The sequence below is a fragment of the Sphingopyxis sp. JAI128 genome (assembly GCF_014207235.1).
Taxonomy (GTDB): Bacteria; Pseudomonadota; Alphaproteobacteria; order Sphingomonadales; family Sphingomonadaceae; genus Sphingopyxis.
The window spans coordinates 60,159-76,133 of record NZ_JACHDA010000007.1; the positions used below are offsets into that span (position 1 = coordinate 60,159).

Below are 15,975 nucleotides of genomic sequence, written 5' to 3' on the forward strand. Positions count from 1 at the left end.
GACTTGAGCCGGGACGACGAAGGTCTGAAAGCGACGGGTAGCGGTCCTTAATCCTCCCTGTGCCGCAGGCATGGGGAGGTGGCAGCCCGCAGGGCTGACGGAGGGGCTAACGCGGCCCCTCCACCACTCGCTACGCGAGCGGTCCCCCTCCCCATCGCTGCGCGACAGGGAGGATTTGAGGTCGCTGACGAGTAATCGCGATCCTTTATTTCATGAGCAACGTCCGCTCCCCATCCCTAAGCGGCCGCGCCTTCAGTGCATGGGCGCGACCCTGACGCTCCAATAGACGATATACAGGATCGCCGCCCATGCGAGCAGAACCATTGCCATGCCGATCCGGCTCGACGGGCGTTCGCTCGCCGCTTCGGCCGCGGCGTGGAGTTCGCTCCATAGCACGCGCGGGATCAGGCGGCGGATCAAGACCAAGCCGGCGGGAACGAGGATCAGGTCGTCGATCCAGCCGAGCACCGGGATGAAATCGGGGACGAGGTCTATCGGCGAGAGCGCATAGGCGGCCACCGCGAGCGCGAGCAGCCGCGCGAGCCAGGGCGTGCGCGGGTCGCGGGCGGCGAGCCAGGCGGCGTGCGCCTCGATCGCGAGGCGGCGGCCGAGATCGGCGATATGTTCGGAAAGGGATTTACCCGGCATGGCCGACAGTCTTACTGGTCTGTCATGGCTATCCAACTGAAAAGCGCACGCGTCGAGCGTTGGCCCGTTGCGGGAAGCTTCGTCATCAGTCGCGGCGCCAAGGAGCATGTCGACGTCGTCGTCGCTCAAATCGAGGGCGAAGGCGAGGTCGGTCGCGGCGAGGGAACGCCGGTTTATTATCTGGGCGAGGATGCGACCGGATGTCGCGACGAGATTCTGCGAGTCGCGCCCTTCATCGAGGACATGGGCGCCGCCGAGGCGCGCGCGGCGGTGCAGGAAATGATGGCGGCGGGCGCGGCGCGCAACGCGCTCGACTGCGCGCTGTGGGACCTCGAGGCGAAGCAACGGGGCATGCGGCTGTGGCAACTCGCGGGGTGCGACGGCGCGCCGACCGCCCGGGTGACTGCCTTTACCATTTCGCTCGGCACCCCCGGCGCCATGGCCGAGCAGGCCGCCACTGCGGCAGCCGACGGATATCGGCTGCTGAAGGTCAAGCTGACGGGGGAGGGGGACCGGCTGCGTATCGCCGGCGTCCGCAAGGGCGCGCCCGACGCGCGGCTGATTGTCGACGCGAACGAAAGCTGGGGCGACGTCGATATCTTGAGCGAGGCCGAGGCACTCGCAGACATGGGTGTCGAGATGATCGAACAGCCGGTGCCGGTCGGCGCCGATGCGCTGCTCGATCCGATCTACGCGCCAATCCCCTTCATCGCCGACGAAAGCTGTCAAACCGCCACCGACGTCGCGCGGATCGGCGCCTTTTACGACGGGGTGAACATCAAGCTCGACAAGGCGGGCGGGCTGACCGAGGCGATGCGCCTTGCCGATGCAGCAGACGCGGCGGGGCTGTCCATCATGGTCGGGTGCATGCTGTGCACGAGCCTGGCGATCGCGCCGGCGTTCGTGCTTGCGCAGCGCGCACGCTGGGTCGACCTTGACGGTCCCGCGCTGCTCGAGCGCGACCGCGAGGGCGGGTTCGAGTTTCGCGAAGGGCGAATCGGGCCGCCGGTGGACTGACGGTGAGATCCGTTCGCATTGAGCGAAGTCGACATGCCTATCGGCCGTGTACGACTTCAGCGTGTCTGAACTTCGCTCGACACAAACGGATTTTCCGATTTTTTCAGAGCGCGACTTCGGCGTGCTTGCCGAGCTCGCCTTCCTTCATCGTCCATCCGGTTGCGAGCTTGAACATCCCCTTGATGCCGGGCTCGGCGGTCCAAATTTCGGCACTGTCGAGGTCGAAGCGGAGCAGGACGAGCTTCGGATCGTCCTTGCCGCCTTCGTACCAGGCCGCGATGCCGTTGTTCCACAGCTTGTCGAGCACCGCAGGGTCGGTTTCGCGGCGCAGCGTGCCCGCGATACAGGCGAAAAGGTCGTGACCCTTCGACGCGAATTGCGCCATGGCGGGCCCGCCGCCCGCGAGGCGGTTGTCGGCCGAAGTAAAGAACCAGACTGCGCTGTTAGCGTCCTTGTCCAGCTGTACGTTCATCGGAATATGATGGTCGCGCTCGCCCGTCGCGCCGAGCATGACGTAGGGGCTGTCGGCCAAGGCTTTCCAAAATTGCTGTTTGATATCGTCGCTCATCGAAAGGCTCCATTTCCGTTATCCCCCGATGACCCATCAACGCCGGAGTGCCGCACTCGTTGCCCCGTTCAGCGCCGGCGCGGCTCGGCATAGCTGACGACTTCATATTCGATGCCGTCGGGATCGAAGAAATAGAAGCGGCGGCCGGGTTCGTAATCGCCATGGTTGAAGGGCGTCAGGCCCACGGCTTTTACGCGCATCTCGATCGTGTCGAGATCGTCGACCTGCACCCCGACATGGTTGAGCGGCTCGCCCTTCGGATAGCGGGCGTCCCGATGCTCGCCGTCGGGGACGGTGTAGAGCGCGACATAGGCGGAATCGCTGCCGAGGTGGATCGTGCGCCCGCCGTCGCGCGCGGGGCCGCGCCAGCGTTCGTGCCAGCCAAAGATCGCCGAGAGGATTCCGGCGGTGCGATCGGGGTCGCTGACCGTCAGATTCACATGCTCGATGAAGGGATGCGTCACCTTGTTTCTCCTGATTCGCGTTGACGCGCGGTTTATGAAAGCTCAAGTCAGGTAGAGGTCAAGCGCAAGCAGGAGCGAAGACGATGCATCGGACCGACCTGATCGCGATCGGCGAACTCGCGGCGCGAACGGGCGTCGCGGTGTCGGCGATCCGTTTCTATGAGGCGAAGGGGCTGGTCGAGGCCTTGCGCACGCGCGGCGGGCAGCGGCGCTTCCTGCGCGCCGACATACGGCGCGTGTCATTCATCCTGATCGCGCAGCAACTAGGGCTCAGCCTTGAGGAGATCGCCGCCGAACTGGCGCGGTTGCCCGCCGGCCGAACGCCGAACGGCGCCGACTGGACGCGGATCAGCACGGGCCTGCGGGTGCGGATCGATGGTCAGATCGCGGCGCTTGAATGCACGCGCGAACTGCTCGACAATTGCATCGGCTGCGGCTGCCTTTCCCTCAAGAAATGCGGGCTGTATAATTGCGGCGACAAAGCGGCGCAGCGCGGGGCGGGGCCGCGTTATGTGCTGGGCGACCGGGCGGCAGAGATTGCAGAGGTGGGATGAGTAGAGTGTCGGCTTTGGGGTGGGGAGCCGTCACAGTCAGCCCCCCCCTCGTCACTCCGGACTTGATCCGGGGTCCATGACTTCGACGCCGCGACGGATCCCGGATCAAGTCCCAGATGACGATGAAATAAAGGATCGCGATTATTCGTCAGCGACCTCAAATCCTCCCTGTCGCGCAGCGATGGGGAGGGGGACCGCTCCGAAGCGAGGGGTAGAGGGGCCGCAGCGCCGCGCCATTTGCCCCTCCGTCAGCGCTTCGCGCTGCCACCTCCCCATGGCTTCGCCACAGGGAGGATCTTATGACAACTACCGGTCGTTCTCAGCCTTTCGTCACCCCAGACATGATCCGGGGTCGATCCGCCCTATCCCGCGCGCGCTGAGCAAGCGGTCTTGGATCCCGGTTCAAGTTCGGGATGACGAGCGTACAGGCTTGCAATCGCCCGCTTCCGCGCGTTTCTTCTCAAACCCCGCTCAGTTTCTCGATCTCCGGCGCCCCCGCCAGGCACGGACCCAGTTTCGCGCCCAGGCTGCGAAAATGATCCGACGCGCGATGGGCTTCAACTGCCGCCTCGTCGTCATAACATTCCAGCACCTTGTACACGCCCGCTTCGCCCGTGCGGAACAGCTTGTAATAGCTGTTGCCCGGTTCGTTCGCGGCGACGGCGGGCGCCAGTTCGGCGAACACGCCCTCGAATTCCGCTTCCTTGCCGGGCTGGACGCGCAGCGTGGCGATGATACCGATGGTCATGTTTCTGTCTCCTTAAAGCTGTTTGCGAAGATCGGGGTCGACGTCCCAGCCATCCTCGACCTGGACGCCGAAGCTGTTGAGGATCATCGATACCTGGGTATATTGGCCGACGGTCATGACGAGGTCCATGCGGCCCTTGTCGCCGAGCGGCGCGAGTGCGGCCCAGCTGGCGTTGGTCACGAAATGGTTGGTGGTAAGCTCGTCGGTCGCGCGGAGCATCGCGCGGTCGAGTTCGGTCCAGTCCTCTGCATCGGGACCGGCCTTGATGCGCGCGATCTCGTCTTCGGTCAGGCCGCAGTCGAGCCCGATGCGCTTGTGCTGCGTCCACTCATAGCCCGAGCGGCAGTTGTAGCCGGTGCGCAGGATGACGAGTTCGCGGTCCCGAGGAGACAGCGCATTGCGCCGCGACAGGATATAATTGCCCCAGCCGAGGAAGGCGGTGAGCGCCTTGGGCGCATGGGCAAGGGTGCGGAAGATGTTGAGAATCTTGCCGCCCCCGACCTTGCCCCCATCGGAGGCAAGGAAGGGTTCGAGCGCGACGCGCTGGTCGGCATCGAGCCGGTCCAAATCGACCGGCTCGATACGCGGTTTGTCCAGGCGCAAATCAGAAGACCTCGAACAGACCCGCCGCGCCCTGACCGCCGCCGATGCACATCGTGACGACGGCATATTTCACGCCGCGACGCTTGCCTTCGATCAGCGCGTGGCCGACGCAGCGCGAGCCGGTCATGCCGAAGGGGTGGCCGATCGAGATCGAGCCGCCGTTGACGTTGAGCAGATCGTTCGGGATGCCGAGCTTGTCGCGGCAGTAGAGCACCTGCACCGCGAAAGCTTCGTTGAGTTCCCAGAGGCCGATGTCGTCCATCTTGAGCTCGAAGCGTTCCAGCAGCTTCGGAATCGCGAAGACGGGGCCGATACCCATTTCGTCGGGTTCGGTGCCCGCGACCGCCATGCCGACATAGCGGCCGAGCGGCTGGAGCCCCCGTTTCTCGGCGACCTTGGCTTCCATCACGACGCACGCCGACGAACCGTCGGCAAGCTGGCTGGCGTTGCCCGCGGTGATCGTGTGGCCTTCGCCCATCACGGGCTTGAGGCTCGACAGCCCTTCGAGCGTCGTGTCGGGACGGTTGCACTCGTCCTTGTCGGCGACGACGTCCTTGAAGCTGACTTCCTTGGTTTCCTTGTTCACGACCGCCATCGTCGCCTTGCAGGCGACGATCTCGTCGTCATATTTGCCCGCGGCCTGAGCAGCGGCAGTGCGTTGCTGTGACTGGAGCGAATATTCGTCCTGCGCTTCGCGGCTGATATTGTAACGCTTGGCGACGACCTCGGCCGTGCCGATCATCGGCATATAGGTATCCTTGTGCATCGCGATCAGCTCGGCGTCGGTCTCGATGAACACCTTGCCGCTGCCGCTGACTTTCGAGATCGACTCGATGCCGCCGGCGACCGCGATGTCCTGGCGGTCGACGATGATCTGCTTTGCGGCGGTCGCGATCGTCATCAGGCCCGACGAACATTGGCGGTCGATCGACATGCCGGGGACGGTGACGGGCAGGCCGGCGCGCAGCGCGACGAGGCGGCCGATGTTCATCGTCTGCGAGCCCTGCTGCATCGCGGCGCCAAAGAGGACATCGTCGATCTCGCCGCCTTCGAGGCCGGCACGCTCGACCGCCGCGCGGACCGAATGGGCGCCCAGCGTCGGGGCGAGGGTGTTGTTGAACGAGCCGCGCGCCGCCTTGGTCAGCGGGGTACGGGCGGTGGAGACGATAACGGCGTCACGCATGATAGGAGTCCTTCTTTCTGAATCCGGTTATCTTAACGGGGGAGGTCGGCCGGTAAACTTATGCTTTAGACGAAGAACTGGCTGATCCATTCGGCGATCAGCGCGGGTTTTTCCTCACCTTCGATCTCGATCGTCACTTCGTTGGTCTGTTGCCACTGGCCGGGGCGTTTTTCTTCGAGCTCGAGCAGCTTCACATGGCTGCGCACGCGCTTGCCCGAGCGTACGGGGGCGAGGAAGCGGACCTTGTTGCCGCCATAGTTCACGCCCATCTTGACGCCCGCGATCTTCGGGCCGTCGGTCTTCTGGCCGAGCATCGGGATCAGCGACAGCGTCAGAAAGCCGTGCGCGATCGTGCCGCCGAAGGGCGTGAGCTTGGCCTTTTCCTCGTCGATATGAATGAACTGATGGTCGCCCGTCGCGTCGGCGAATTTGTCGATCATCGCCTGATCGACGAGCACCCATTCGGATGTGCCCAGATGCTCACCGACCTTGGCTTGCAGGTCCTGCGGCGTGATGGTGGCCATATCTGATCCCCTCCAATACTGGTTCGGGGCGCGTTCTAGGCCTCTCTTGCCGCGTTGCACAAGGGCCAAGGGCTTTAGCTAAGGCGCCGTAGCGTCAGCCTTCGGCGGCTTTGGCGTCTTCATCGTGACGCTTTCGGCATAGGGCAGAATCATCGTTCCGTCGGGCGCCGCGGTAAACGTCGTTTGCGTCGGATAGGCGAAGTCGTAGCCCGCCTTCGTCAGTTCGTCGAAAACGCCGATGCCAATCGCGGTGCGCGCGGCGATCACCTCGTTATAATCGTCGCTGTGGATATCGGCGACGAGTTCGAAATCGAGGCTCGAAGCGCCAAAGCCGATGAAGCTCGAGCGGACGAATTCATGTTTTTCGGCTTCGACCTGCGCCCGCAGCAGCGCCGGCAGCGCGCGCAGCATGTCGGGGGTCGTCTGATAGACGACGCCGATCGCGAACTGCACGCGGCGACGGTGGAGGTGGGCGTAATTGGTGATTTCCTTCGACAGGAGGTTGGTGTTCGAAATGACGAGCAGCTCGCCGTTCACCGATCGCAGATGCGTACTTTTGAGCCCGATCCGCTCGACGGTCGCAATGCTGTTGTCATATTTGATCGTCTCGCCAACGCGGAACGGGCGGTCGAAGATGATCGAAAGCGAGGCGAAGAGGTCGGAGAAAATGCCCTGCGCGGCAAGGCCGATCGCGATGCCGCCGATGCCGAGACCGGCGATCAGGCCGGTGACGTTGACGCCCATATTGTCGAGAATGACGATCGCGGCGACCGCGAACAATGCGACACTGATGAGCAGGCGGATGATGCCCATCGCGTTTGACAGGGTTTCGTTATGGCCTTCCGCGGCGCGGCGCTGGATCAACCCGAGGACGATTTCGCGCGCCCAGATCGCGACCTGCAGCACCACCGCTATCGTAAAGATGAACTGGAGGATGTTCATGATCAGCGCCGGGGGCTGCGCATAGCCTGCCACCAGACGGATGGCGATGATCGCGAGCACGACCGACTTGGTCTTGTAGATCACGCGGCCCACGATGTCGGTCAACGTGAACTGGCCCGGCGCGGATTGTGCGCGTTTCAGCGCAAAGCTGCGCACCATCGAGAGGAAGAGGTAGATGAGGAGGCCCGCACCGACCGCGATGCCGATCTGAAGCCAGTGACTGTTTACCCACGCGACACTGGCGTCCCACCATAGGCGCAGATCCTCGAGCGGGTTGCCGCGAGACGGGCTTTTGACGGCGGGAGCCTTCGCGGCGGCGGTCGTGGCGGCGGTCAGGATAGAGAAGGTCATGGGGGCCTTAGGGGTCCTCTTGCAAGTCAGGCGGAGCGGAGCAACGCCGCGGCATCGGGCGCGCGTTCCAGATAGGTCAAAAAACCGCGTTCGTAACGCGAAAGATATCGGGTCGCGCGCGGCAGCTTGCCGGCGGCGGCGGCAAAGTCCCCGCGTTCCTGGGCCGCGGCGAGCATCGCGGGGTGGATATAGGCCTTGCGCGCGATCGCCGGCGTGTTGCCGAGGCGGTCCGCGACATGTTCGAGCACCGCTTTCAGCATCGGGGGATCGGGGGCCTCGTAAAGGAAGGCGAAGGCCTCGACGCTCGCCGACCAGGTGCGGAAATGCTTGGCGCTGAATTCGTCACCCATCGCATCGCGAATATAGGCGTTCACATCGTCGGACGCGACCGAGCAGAGCCCGCTTTCATTCTCATATTGAAAGAGATTCTGGCCGGGTAGGTCCTGCAGCCGCCGGATCAGCGTCGTCAGGCTGCGATCGCTGATCATAACGTCGCGCTTCGCCCCGCCTTTGGCGACATATTTGAGGCGGAGCGTCTTGCCCGAGAGCTTGGCGTGGCGCTGGCGCAGGGTCGTGGCTCCGAAGCTGTTGTTGGCCGCGACATATTGTTCGTTCCCGATGCGCAGCGCGGCGAGATCGAGAAGGCGCACGACCGCCGCGACGACGCGTTCGGAACAGAGCGTCCGCCGTTTAAGGTCGTCGGCGAGGCGTGCGCGAAGGAGCGGCAGGGCGTGGCCGAATGCCGCGCAGCGGTCATATTTGTCGGCTTCGCGCGCCATGCGAAATTCGGGGTGGTAGCGATATTGCTTGCGCCCGCGCGCGTCGTAACCGGTCGCGAGGATGTGGCCATTGGGCGCGGGGCAGAACCAGGCATCCTCATAGGCGGGGGGGAGCGCGATCGCGTTGAGACGGTCAATCTCGTCGCGGTCGCGGATGATTTTTCCCTTCGCATCGCGATAGCGCCAGCCCACGCCCGATCGTTCCCGACTGATGCCGGGCAAATTGTCGTCGACATGGACAAGGCGCGGGGCGGGCATGGTGCAATAGCGTTCGGGCCGGGCGGATAGTTCCCCATCGTGTCATCGCCGCCTTCGGCTCGGCGGCGATGCAGGCGATCAGTTCGGAGCGGGCACCGGGTGGCGCGCCGGAACTTGCGCGGGGCGTGCGGTCAGCGGACGCCACCCCGCTTCCTTTTCGCGGCGGCGGCAATAGGTCGAGAGCCCCATTTCGAGCGCCAGCATCATGTAGATGAAAGGCTGGAAAGCGATGCCGACGAAAAGCGAACCGACCAGATAGACGACATGACCGTGCTGGAGCGCGGTCGCCAATGGCGCGATCCATTGTTCCTCTGCGCGCCGGGTCTTGAGGTAACGCCGCCTGATCCGTTCCATCTGTACCAGCCCGGCTGTGTGCAGCAAAAGCCACAGCGCAAGGCCGGGATATCCCTGTTCGCCGAGCATTTCGAAATAGCTCGAATGATAGGCGCGCGAATGTTCCTCATAAACCGTCGCTTCGGCATTTTGCGGTGCGTCGGGGTTATAGGCGCTCGCGGCCCTTTCGACGCGGACGCTGTTCTGGATATAGGCTTCGAACCCACCGCCGAACGGATTGTCCTTCGCATAGTCCCATGTCCACATCCACACGGCGACGCGTGTCGAGGCCGACTGGTCGGACTTGTGATCGCGGATTGTTTCCATGCGCTCGGTGAAGCTTTGCGGCAGGAAGGGGATCGCCGCGACGGCGAGCAGTCCGGCACCGGCGATATAGAGGAAACGGTGCTTCACCGCGCGCAGCGACAGCACCGCGAGCACGGCAAGGCAGACGAGTCCGGTGCGCGCCTGTGTGCCGACGGGCAGCAACATGCAGGCGAAGCAGAGCGCGAAGCAGAAGAGCGAGACGCGCCAGTCGGGCGGAAATATCGTGCCGTGACGGCGGTACCACAGGATCAGCGGGATGATCGCGATGCCGACGGTCGACATGATCGATCCTTCATACAGGCCGTAATTTTCATTGAGCAACAGCTGGAGCGTCCCGTAGCCGCCACCGCCCGCCGCGGTCTTGAGTCCGCCCGCGATCGCGATCGACGCTGCCGACAGCAGCATGATCAGCGTCAGCGATTCGATGCGAAGCTTGGTGCGCAGGGTCAGCGGCAGGAAGATCGCCCAGACCAGCGCCTTCCACACCCAACTCCATTTGTCCGCTGCCTCGACCGGGAAGTCGGCCTGAATCGTCGTCAGCCAGCAGTAGAAGAGCAGGGCGATCAGCAGGAATTGCCGTCCCGACCATCGCGTGTCGCGCTTGTCGTCGACCGCCAGCCAGCCGACGATCGCGAGCCCGAAAACGATCAGCGAGATCGGGATCGAGTTGATGAGAAAATAGCTCAAACGCTGGGGCGCGACGATGTCGATGTAACAAAAGCACAGCACGAACAGGAACGGCTTGCGGAAACCGACCCCGATGAAGGCGAAGAGAAAGGCGACGAACGCAATGTCACGCATCGGCGCGGCCATCCTCTTCGGCGGATTCGGCGTCGCGGCGCTGCTGCCACAGGAGGCGCGGGCTGACCTCGCGGTCGAGATCGTCGCGATAGAGCAGGCGCCATAACGCGATTGCCATCAGGACATGCGTCAGGCCAATGGAAAAATTGTCGACCATTGGAGGTCAGGATCCATGCACGACACGATCGAGGCGTCGAAATGGCGAAGATATCGACTTCGCGTGGTCGCCGCCGATGGTGGTTCCATCTGCAAGGCCGCGCGGAGACGAAGTCGAAGCCATTTCGACGTCCTTTCGGGATTCGATCGATTTTGTCCATGGCTGCGTCAGCGCGCCTTGGAATATATTCATATGCCTGCGTCTCGCTTCCTTGCCCCGAACAAAATCGCCTCAAACCTCGGACGCGTCGTTCACGGATACTGACCTCTTCCGTTGCCTAGACTATCGGGGTTGACGCGGCGTTAAGCCTTGTCTGCGAGAGAGCAGCATAATGACCAGAATATTGCACGTCCTCGATCATAGCCTGCCCGCGCACAGCGGCTACACCTTTCGCACGCGCGCACTGATGAAGGCGCAGGTCGCGAAAGGCTGGGCGGTCGCGGGGGTCACCGGCGTACGCCACCCCGAACCCGGCGCCGACGGCGAGACGGTCGACGGGCTGACCTTTTTTCGCACGCCGCCGATCGCGCCTGCGCGCGCGCCGATCCGCGAATGGCGCGAAATCGGGGCGCTGGCGACGCGTGTCGAGGCGCTGGTCGGCGAGTGGAAACCCGACCTGTTGCACGCGCATTCGCCCGTGCTGGACGGGCTTGCGGCGCTGCGCGCCGGCAGGAAACTCGGCATCCCGGTGATCTACGAAATCCGCGCTTTCTGGGAGGATGCGGCGGTCGGCAATGGCACCGGGCGCGAAGGGAGCCTGCGTTACCGGCTGACAAGGCGGCTTGAAACCCATGCGGCCCGATCGGCCGATGCGGTGGCGGTGATTTGCGAAGGGTTGCGCGGCGACCTGATCGTGCGCGGAATCGACCCCGCCAAGATCATCGTGTCGCCGAACGGCGTGGATCTCGATCTGTTCGGCGACCCCGCGCCGCGCGACGACGCCCTGGCCAAGGCGCTGGGACTTGCAACCGGCGATGCCGTGATCGGCTATATCGGCAGTTTTTACGATTATGAGGGGATCGACGACCTGATTGCGGCGATGCCTGCGCTCGTGGCGGCAGAACCGACGGCGCGGCTCCTGCTCGTCGGAGGCGGGCCGATGGAATCCGCCCTGAAATCGCAGGCCGCCGCGTCGTCCGCTGCGGCGCATATTCATTTCGTCGGCCGTGTCCCGCACGAGGAGGTCGAGCGTTATTATTCGCTGATCGATATCCTCGCCTACCCCCGCAAGAAGATGCGGCTGACCGATCTTGTCACGCCGCTGAAACCGCTCGAGGCGATGGCGCAGGGCAAGCTGGTCGCCGCGTCCGACGTCGGTGGTCACCGCGAACTGATCGAGGACGGCGTCACGGGCAGCCTGTTCGCTCCCGACGACCCCGCGGCGATCGCCGGCGCGCTGGCGGAGTTGCTCGGCGATCGGACAATCTGGCCCGAACGAAGGCGGACAGCGCGTATTTTTGTCGAAACGCATCGTAACTGGTCATCAAACATTTTACGTTACGAGCCGGTTTACCAGCGATTGCTGCGCGGCGCCGCGTGATGCAGGGTGTCGAGGTTATTGGGCCAATGGCGGGCCCCACGGATTTGGACGATATGGACGAAAGCAGCGAAAATTTGGACAGGGCTACGGCGACCGCGCTGATGCGCGCGCTCCGCCCCGCGATACCGGCGGTGATCGGTGCCGCGGCGCTGACCTTTCTGTTCGCGGCCGTGATGCCGATGTCGTGGGTCGCGGGGATCAGCTGGAATCTCTATCTTGATCGCCTGTCCGATTTTTTTGTTCCGCCGGTCGGCAACGCCGCGCGCCTGACGCTGGCCTTTGGCATGGCCGCGGTCGCCGCCATCTTTGCGGGGCTGGTGGCCTTGCTGATCGCGCAACCCGAAGCCGCCGGCCTGTCGTCGCTGCGCCGCCGTTTCCGGTCCGGCGCCGATGATGGGGCGAGCGACGACGACGGTCTGAATATTCTGGCGCGCCGCCGCCGCGTCGACCGGCACCCCGACGACGCCCCGCGCCCGCCGATTCGCGCGGGCCGCGACCTTCCCGCAGGAGGGCTCGGTCCGCTGCGCGCGAGCGCAACCGACGAAGCGGCGCAAGCCGATCCGCTGCCGGTTCTGTCGGACGCCGAAATCGTCGACGAACTCGTGCTTGCCGACCTCGCGCCCGTCGAGGACATGGAGCCCGGCGAAGAGCCTTGGTTGCAACCTGCCGAGATCGCGCCCGGGGCGATGCCCGACCCGACCGACCATTCGCTCGGCGCGATGGTTGCCCGTCTGGAAGCCGGTCTCGCGCGGCGGCGGCTGCCGCCCGCCGCTGCGACCGCCGCCATCCCCGTTCCCGAGGAGCTTGCCGATGGCGCCCCCGAGGTCGACTTTGCTCTGGAGGCCGCGCTCGGAACCCTCCAACGGATGACGCGGCAAGCGGTCGGCTAATCCTCGACGGTCAATATTTCGATCCCCAGCATATCGGGACCGGCGCCGCATTCGACCGCGACATCGGCAACGATATGGCCGGGAAGCGTCCATTCGATCGCCGACAGCCGATCATGAAGGGCCGCTCGCGCCGTCGCGACATCACCGAGAGCGAGTGTGCAGGGGAACAGGTGGCGCGCCCCGACGAAGCTGGCACTGGCCCATGGCCTGAACGTCGAAGCACCGAGCGTCGCTCCTTGCGGGAGTTCGCGCGCCAGCAAGGTGCGAAGGCGGCGGTGCGGACAACCCGGCCGCGGGGGCCGCGCGGGGGACCAGCGCATCATACCCGTGCCTCCTTTCCGGTCCGGCGGAAGGCGCGCGATCGGCGATCGCCTTGCGGAACGACGCGGCCGGCATGGCGGTCCGCGCGCCATTTGTTCATGAAATGTTCCGTACGGCAGATCACGTCGAGCCCGGGTTCGCGTCCGCCCCGCAGATCGCTGACCAGGCGTGGGTCGTGAACGGCCGCGCGGCCGAATACGCTCGGCGGCATGGAAGATTCCTTCAGGAAAACCTCGATCCGTTGTAACAGGCTGCGCTCCATATTTTCCTCCGTCACCGCGCTCGATACCGGGCGACTCACCCGATAGGATATTTCCTATTTGAAATCGAATTTCCTACTTGTCTAGGAAAAATCCTACTGCTAGAGACGAAATAGGAAGGACCAGCCGTTCACGATCATGACCGACTCTATCGAGGACCCGCGCGCGGCGCTTGACCGCCTCTTGATCGAAAAGGGGATCGATTATGCGCGCCTGTCCGAGGTGATCGGGCGCAATCCGGCCTATATCCAGCAATATATCAAGCGCGGTTCGCCGCGCCGGCTGGCCGAACAGGATCGCGCGCGTATCGCGGCCTATCTCGGCGTGTCCGAAGCCATGCTCGGCGGTCCGGTCCAGCGCGTCGCAACCCCGGCGCGCGGGCGCGGTCCCGGCGCCGCCATGATCCTTGTGCCCAAGCTCGCAATCGGCGCGTCGGCGGGCGCGGGGGCAAGCGTCGATGGCGAACCGGTCGAGGGCGAAGTCGCGTTCGATCCCCGATGGCTGCGCGACCTTGGCGCCGACCCGCGCGCGCTCAGCATCATCCGCGTCGAGGGCGATTCGATGGCGCCGACGCTGGACGACGGTGACGATATATTGGTCGATGGCGGGGATGCGGCGGCGCGGCTGCGCGACGGCATCTACGTGCTACGCATGGACGATGTGCTGATGGTGAAGCGCGTCGCGCGCGCGCCCGGCCAAGGCCGCATTTCTGTGATCAGCGACAATCCGCACTATCGCAGTTGGGACGACCTGCCGATGGGGGCGGTGCAGTTGGTCGGACGGGTGGTGTGGACGGGCCGGCGGGTGCGCTGATTTTTCAATCCGGGCCGAACGCGGCGCACAGGATCTCGCATTTGCCGACGGGCGGCTATTGGTAGGGCGCGGCCATTTCGGCCTCGATCTCATGGTCCAGCACCTCGGCGCGCCGGCATTGTTCGGCGTTGCCGCGCTGGCATTTTTCGGTGGCCTTGTCGCGATCGCGCGACAGCTTGCCAACGCGCTCCTCGCGCTTGCGCAACTCGCGGCCGCGATTGCGGTCGGCCTCATCCTGGCTCGTGGTCGACCAGTCGGCGACCTGGCCAACGGCTTTCACCGGGGCGGTAACGACCGTCTTGACCGTACTGACGCAGCCCGAAAGTAGGGGGACGGTCAGCGCAGCGACAATGATGATACGCATTTTCTTCTCCCTCGCGGCCCGCGCTTCATCGCATAGCCGGCACGCCCTGAACAGAAGATTGCGATGGACGGTCCATCGTTTCAGCCGGTGTCACAGCTTTGAAACAATTGGTTAAATTTGCCTTTACCAACCTTGTCTAGGTCGGGGCATCCGATCCTCTGCACCGCAAAGAGACAAAATGAGCCCCGTCGACCTAGTTCTTGCCCCGTCATCCGGACACTCGGCCGCTATCGGCGTCGACGCGCAATTGTCCGAGGTGATCGATGTATTTCGGGCGGATCCCGATCTGCGTATCCTTGCGGTGCTCGACTCCGCTCGCGTGCCGGTCGGGATCGTTCGCGAACGGCGAATTCGCGAACTTTTATTCTGTCCCTACTGGTTTTCGCTGATGCAGAATCCGACGATCGGAGGCTCGATCGCGTCGATGATCGAGCCTTGCCTGACCGCCGACGTGTCCGAAACAACGGCTAACCTGCTGCGGATGGTATCCGATTCGAAGCGCCATGACGGGCTGCTGCTCGTCGATGGCGGGCGCTTCGTGGAAACGCTCGACGGGACACAACTGGCGCGGCTTGCGATGCTGCGCGAAGTGGAAGTGGCGCAGGACCGCGCTGCGCGCGCCGCGCGGGTCGACGATGCGGGGTACCGATTCCAGCAGGACATCGCTGCGTTGACCGCTACGCTTTCCGACATGGCACGCGAGGTGGAAGGCGTCGCGCTCAAATTGTCCGCGCGTGCGCAGCAGACCGGGCGCGATGCGGTGTCCGTCGCGGGCGCGACGGCGCAAACCCTGACGGGCCTGCGCGAACTCGGCGATCGCGGGCAGGCGCTGGCCGGCTCGATGGCGCAGATCGTGGAGGATGGCGCGCGCGCCCGCGCGGTGCGGCGCGAGGCGCATCTGAAGGTGAAGCAGGCCGGCGAACGCGCGGAGGCGCTGAAGGCCGCGAGCCAGTCGATCGAACATATGCTGCGGCTGATCATCGACATGGCGAGCCGCACCAACATGCTGGCGCTCAACGCCGGGATCGAGGCGGCGCACGCTGGCGATGCCGGCCGCGGCTTTGCCGTCGTTGCAGCAGAGGTGAAGTCGCTCGCCAGCCAGACGCGGATCGCGGCGAGCGACATCACCCCCTATGTGAACCGGATCCGCGAGATCGTCGAACAGGTCGCGGCGGGATTTGCCGAGGTCGAGCGTGCGATCGATGCGAATAACGGCTTTTCGGACGCCATCGACCAAGCCGTCGATGGTCAGAGCGCAACGACGCTGGTGATCGCGAGCTATGTCGAACAGGCGGTCGCCGCCGGGCGCGAGGTCGATCAGCGCGTCCAGCATATCAGCCGCGGCGCGAATGCTGTGGGCGAAGGCGCCGAATCGCTCGGGCGCTTGTCCGCCGGGCTGACGCAGGCCGCGACATCGCTGCACCGGCGCGCGCGCCATTTCGTCGAGGCGGTTGCGGTCGCTTAACCGATTTGGGGTGAAACCCTGCCCCTATTCAACGGCTTGCCGCAGGTTCGCGTCATGCTAGGATG

20 protein-coding genes are annotated in these 15,975 nt (G+C 64.6%); 6 read left to right on the forward strand and 14 right to left on the reverse strand.

The features are described 5' to 3' along the window. Positions 1–252: 252 nt before the first annotated feature. Entirely contained in the window at positions 253–648 is a 396-nt protein-coding gene (locus tag HDC35_RS16260; RefSeq protein WP_184648443.1) for a YkvA family protein, read from the reverse strand. Between the two features lie 24 nt (positions 649–672). Here HDC35_RS16260 and HDC35_RS16265 point away from each other — a divergent pair, with 24 nt between their 5' ends. Beyond that, complete coding sequence (locus HDC35_RS16265; RefSeq protein WP_184648444.1) at positions 673–1,665, forward strand: dipeptide epimerase; 993 nt, start codon at positions 673–675, stop codon at positions 1,663–1,665. Positions 1,666–1,768: 103 nt separating this feature from the next. Here HDC35_RS16265 and HDC35_RS16270 read toward each other — a convergent pair whose 3' ends face one another. Continuing rightward, positions 1,769–2,233, reverse strand: a complete 465-nt coding sequence (locus HDC35_RS16270) for a pyridoxamine 5'-phosphate oxidase family protein (RefSeq protein WP_184648445.1) — start codon at positions 2,231–2,233, stop codon at positions 1,769–1,771. A gap of 68 nt (positions 2,234–2,301) precedes the next feature. Further along, entirely contained in the window at positions 2,302–2,697 is a 396-nt protein-coding gene (locus HDC35_RS16275) for a VOC family protein (protein ID WP_184648446.1), read from the reverse strand. An 83-nt stretch (positions 2,698–2,780) separates the two neighbouring features. Here HDC35_RS16275 and soxR point away from each other — a divergent pair, with 83 nt between their 5' ends. Beyond that, positions 2,781–3,251 carry a redox-sensitive transcriptional activator SoxR gene (gene soxR / locus HDC35_RS16280; RefSeq protein WP_184648447.1) on the forward strand — a complete coding sequence of 157 codons (471 nt, stop codon included), beginning with the start codon at positions 2,781–2,783 and terminating at the stop codon, positions 3,249–3,251. Positions 3,252–3,711: 460 nt separating this feature from the next. Here soxR and HDC35_RS16285 read toward each other — a convergent pair whose 3' ends face one another. From HDC35_RS16285 to HDC35_RS16320, 8 genes are all read right to left on the reverse strand, one after another. Further along, the gene (locus HDC35_RS16285; protein ID WP_184648448.1) at positions 3,712–3,999 is read right to left on the reverse strand and encodes a putative quinol monooxygenase; all 288 of its coding nucleotides are present in this window, start codon (positions 3,997–3,999) and stop codon (positions 3,712–3,714) included. 12 nt (positions 4,000–4,011) lie between these two features. Further along, complete coding sequence (locus HDC35_RS16290) at positions 4,012–4,602, reverse strand: carboxymuconolactone decarboxylase family protein (protein ID WP_184648449.1); 591 nt, start codon at positions 4,600–4,602, stop codon at positions 4,012–4,014. A gap of 1 nt (position 4,603) precedes the next feature. Next, entirely contained in the window at positions 4,604–5,785 is a 1,182-nt protein-coding gene (locus tag HDC35_RS16295) for an acetyl-CoA C-acyltransferase (protein WP_184648450.1), read from the reverse strand. Positions 5,786–5,850: 65 nt separating this feature from the next. Further along, on the reverse strand, positions 5,851–6,309 hold the full coding sequence (locus HDC35_RS16300; RefSeq protein WP_184648451.1) for a MaoC family dehydratase: 459 nt from the start codon (positions 6,307–6,309) through the stop codon (positions 5,851–5,853). A gap of 78 nt (positions 6,310–6,387) precedes the next feature. Continuing rightward, positions 6,388–7,602, reverse strand: a complete 1,215-nt coding sequence (locus HDC35_RS16305) for a mechanosensitive ion channel family protein (RefSeq protein ID WP_184648452.1) — start codon at positions 7,600–7,602, stop codon at positions 6,388–6,390. 26 nt (positions 7,603–7,628) lie between these two features. Next, positions 7,629–8,639, reverse strand: a complete 1,011-nt coding sequence (locus HDC35_RS16310) for a DNA topoisomerase IB (protein WP_184648453.1) — start codon at positions 8,637–8,639, stop codon at positions 7,629–7,631. A gap of 78 nt (positions 8,640–8,717) precedes the next feature. Further along, positions 8,718–10,100, reverse strand: coding sequence for a putative O-glycosylation ligase, exosortase A system-associated (locus tag HDC35_RS16315; RefSeq protein WP_184648454.1), 1,383 nt, complete (start codon positions 10,098–10,100; stop codon positions 8,718–8,720). Then, complete coding sequence (locus HDC35_RS16320; RefSeq protein WP_184648455.1) at positions 10,093–10,257, reverse strand: hypothetical protein; 165 nt, start codon at positions 10,255–10,257, stop codon at positions 10,093–10,095. The genes HDC35_RS16315 and HDC35_RS16320 overlap by 8 nt, the downstream gene beginning before the upstream one ends. A 331-nt stretch (positions 10,258–10,588) precedes the next feature. Between HDC35_RS16320 and HDC35_RS16325 the strand changes: the two genes are divergently transcribed. Further along, the gene (locus tag HDC35_RS16325; protein WP_184648456.1) at positions 10,589–11,797 is read left to right on the forward strand and encodes a TIGR04063 family PEP-CTERM/XrtA system glycosyltransferase; all 1,209 of its coding nucleotides are present in this window, start codon (positions 10,589–10,591) and stop codon (positions 11,795–11,797) included. Between the two features lie 74 nt (positions 11,798–11,871). Then, positions 11,872–12,687 carry a hypothetical protein gene (locus tag HDC35_RS16330; protein WP_260397794.1) on the forward strand — a complete coding sequence of 272 codons (816 nt, stop codon included), beginning with the start codon at positions 11,872–11,874 and terminating at the stop codon, positions 12,685–12,687. On the opposite strand, the gene HDC35_RS16335 is transcribed toward HDC35_RS16330, so the two are convergent. Together HDC35_RS16335 and HDC35_RS16340 are read right to left on the reverse strand one after the other, a co-directional pair. After that, the gene (locus HDC35_RS16335; RefSeq protein ID WP_184648458.1) at positions 12,684–13,010 is read right to left on the reverse strand and encodes a hypothetical protein; all 327 of its coding nucleotides are present in this window, start codon (positions 13,008–13,010) and stop codon (positions 12,684–12,686) included. The genes HDC35_RS16330 and HDC35_RS16335 overlap by 4 nt on opposite strands. Continuing rightward, entirely contained in the window at positions 13,007–13,270 is a 264-nt protein-coding gene (locus tag HDC35_RS16340; RefSeq protein ID WP_184648582.1) for a hypothetical protein, read from the reverse strand. Before HDC35_RS16340 ends, HDC35_RS16335 begins: the two co-directional genes overlap by 4 nt. A 136-nt stretch (positions 13,271–13,406) precedes the next feature. Here HDC35_RS16340 and HDC35_RS16345 point away from each other — a divergent pair, with 136 nt between their 5' ends. Further along, on the forward strand, positions 13,407–14,081 hold the full coding sequence (locus tag HDC35_RS16345; RefSeq protein ID WP_184648459.1) for a helix-turn-helix transcriptional regulator: 675 nt from the start codon (positions 13,407–13,409) through the stop codon (positions 14,079–14,081). 55 nt (positions 14,082–14,136) lie between these two features. Here the strand turns inward: HDC35_RS16345 and HDC35_RS16350 are convergent, their stop codons facing one another. Further along, positions 14,137–14,445, reverse strand: coding sequence for a hypothetical protein (locus tag HDC35_RS16350; protein ID WP_184648460.1), 309 nt, complete (start codon positions 14,443–14,445; stop codon positions 14,137–14,139). Positions 14,446–14,623: 178 nt separating this feature from the next. Here HDC35_RS16350 and HDC35_RS19885 point away from each other — a divergent pair, with 178 nt between their 5' ends. After that, on the forward strand, positions 14,624–15,910 hold the full coding sequence (locus tag HDC35_RS19885; RefSeq protein ID WP_184648461.1) for a methyl-accepting chemotaxis protein: 1,287 nt from the start codon (positions 14,624–14,626) through the stop codon (positions 15,908–15,910). Positions 15,911–15,975: the final 65 nt, after the last annotated feature.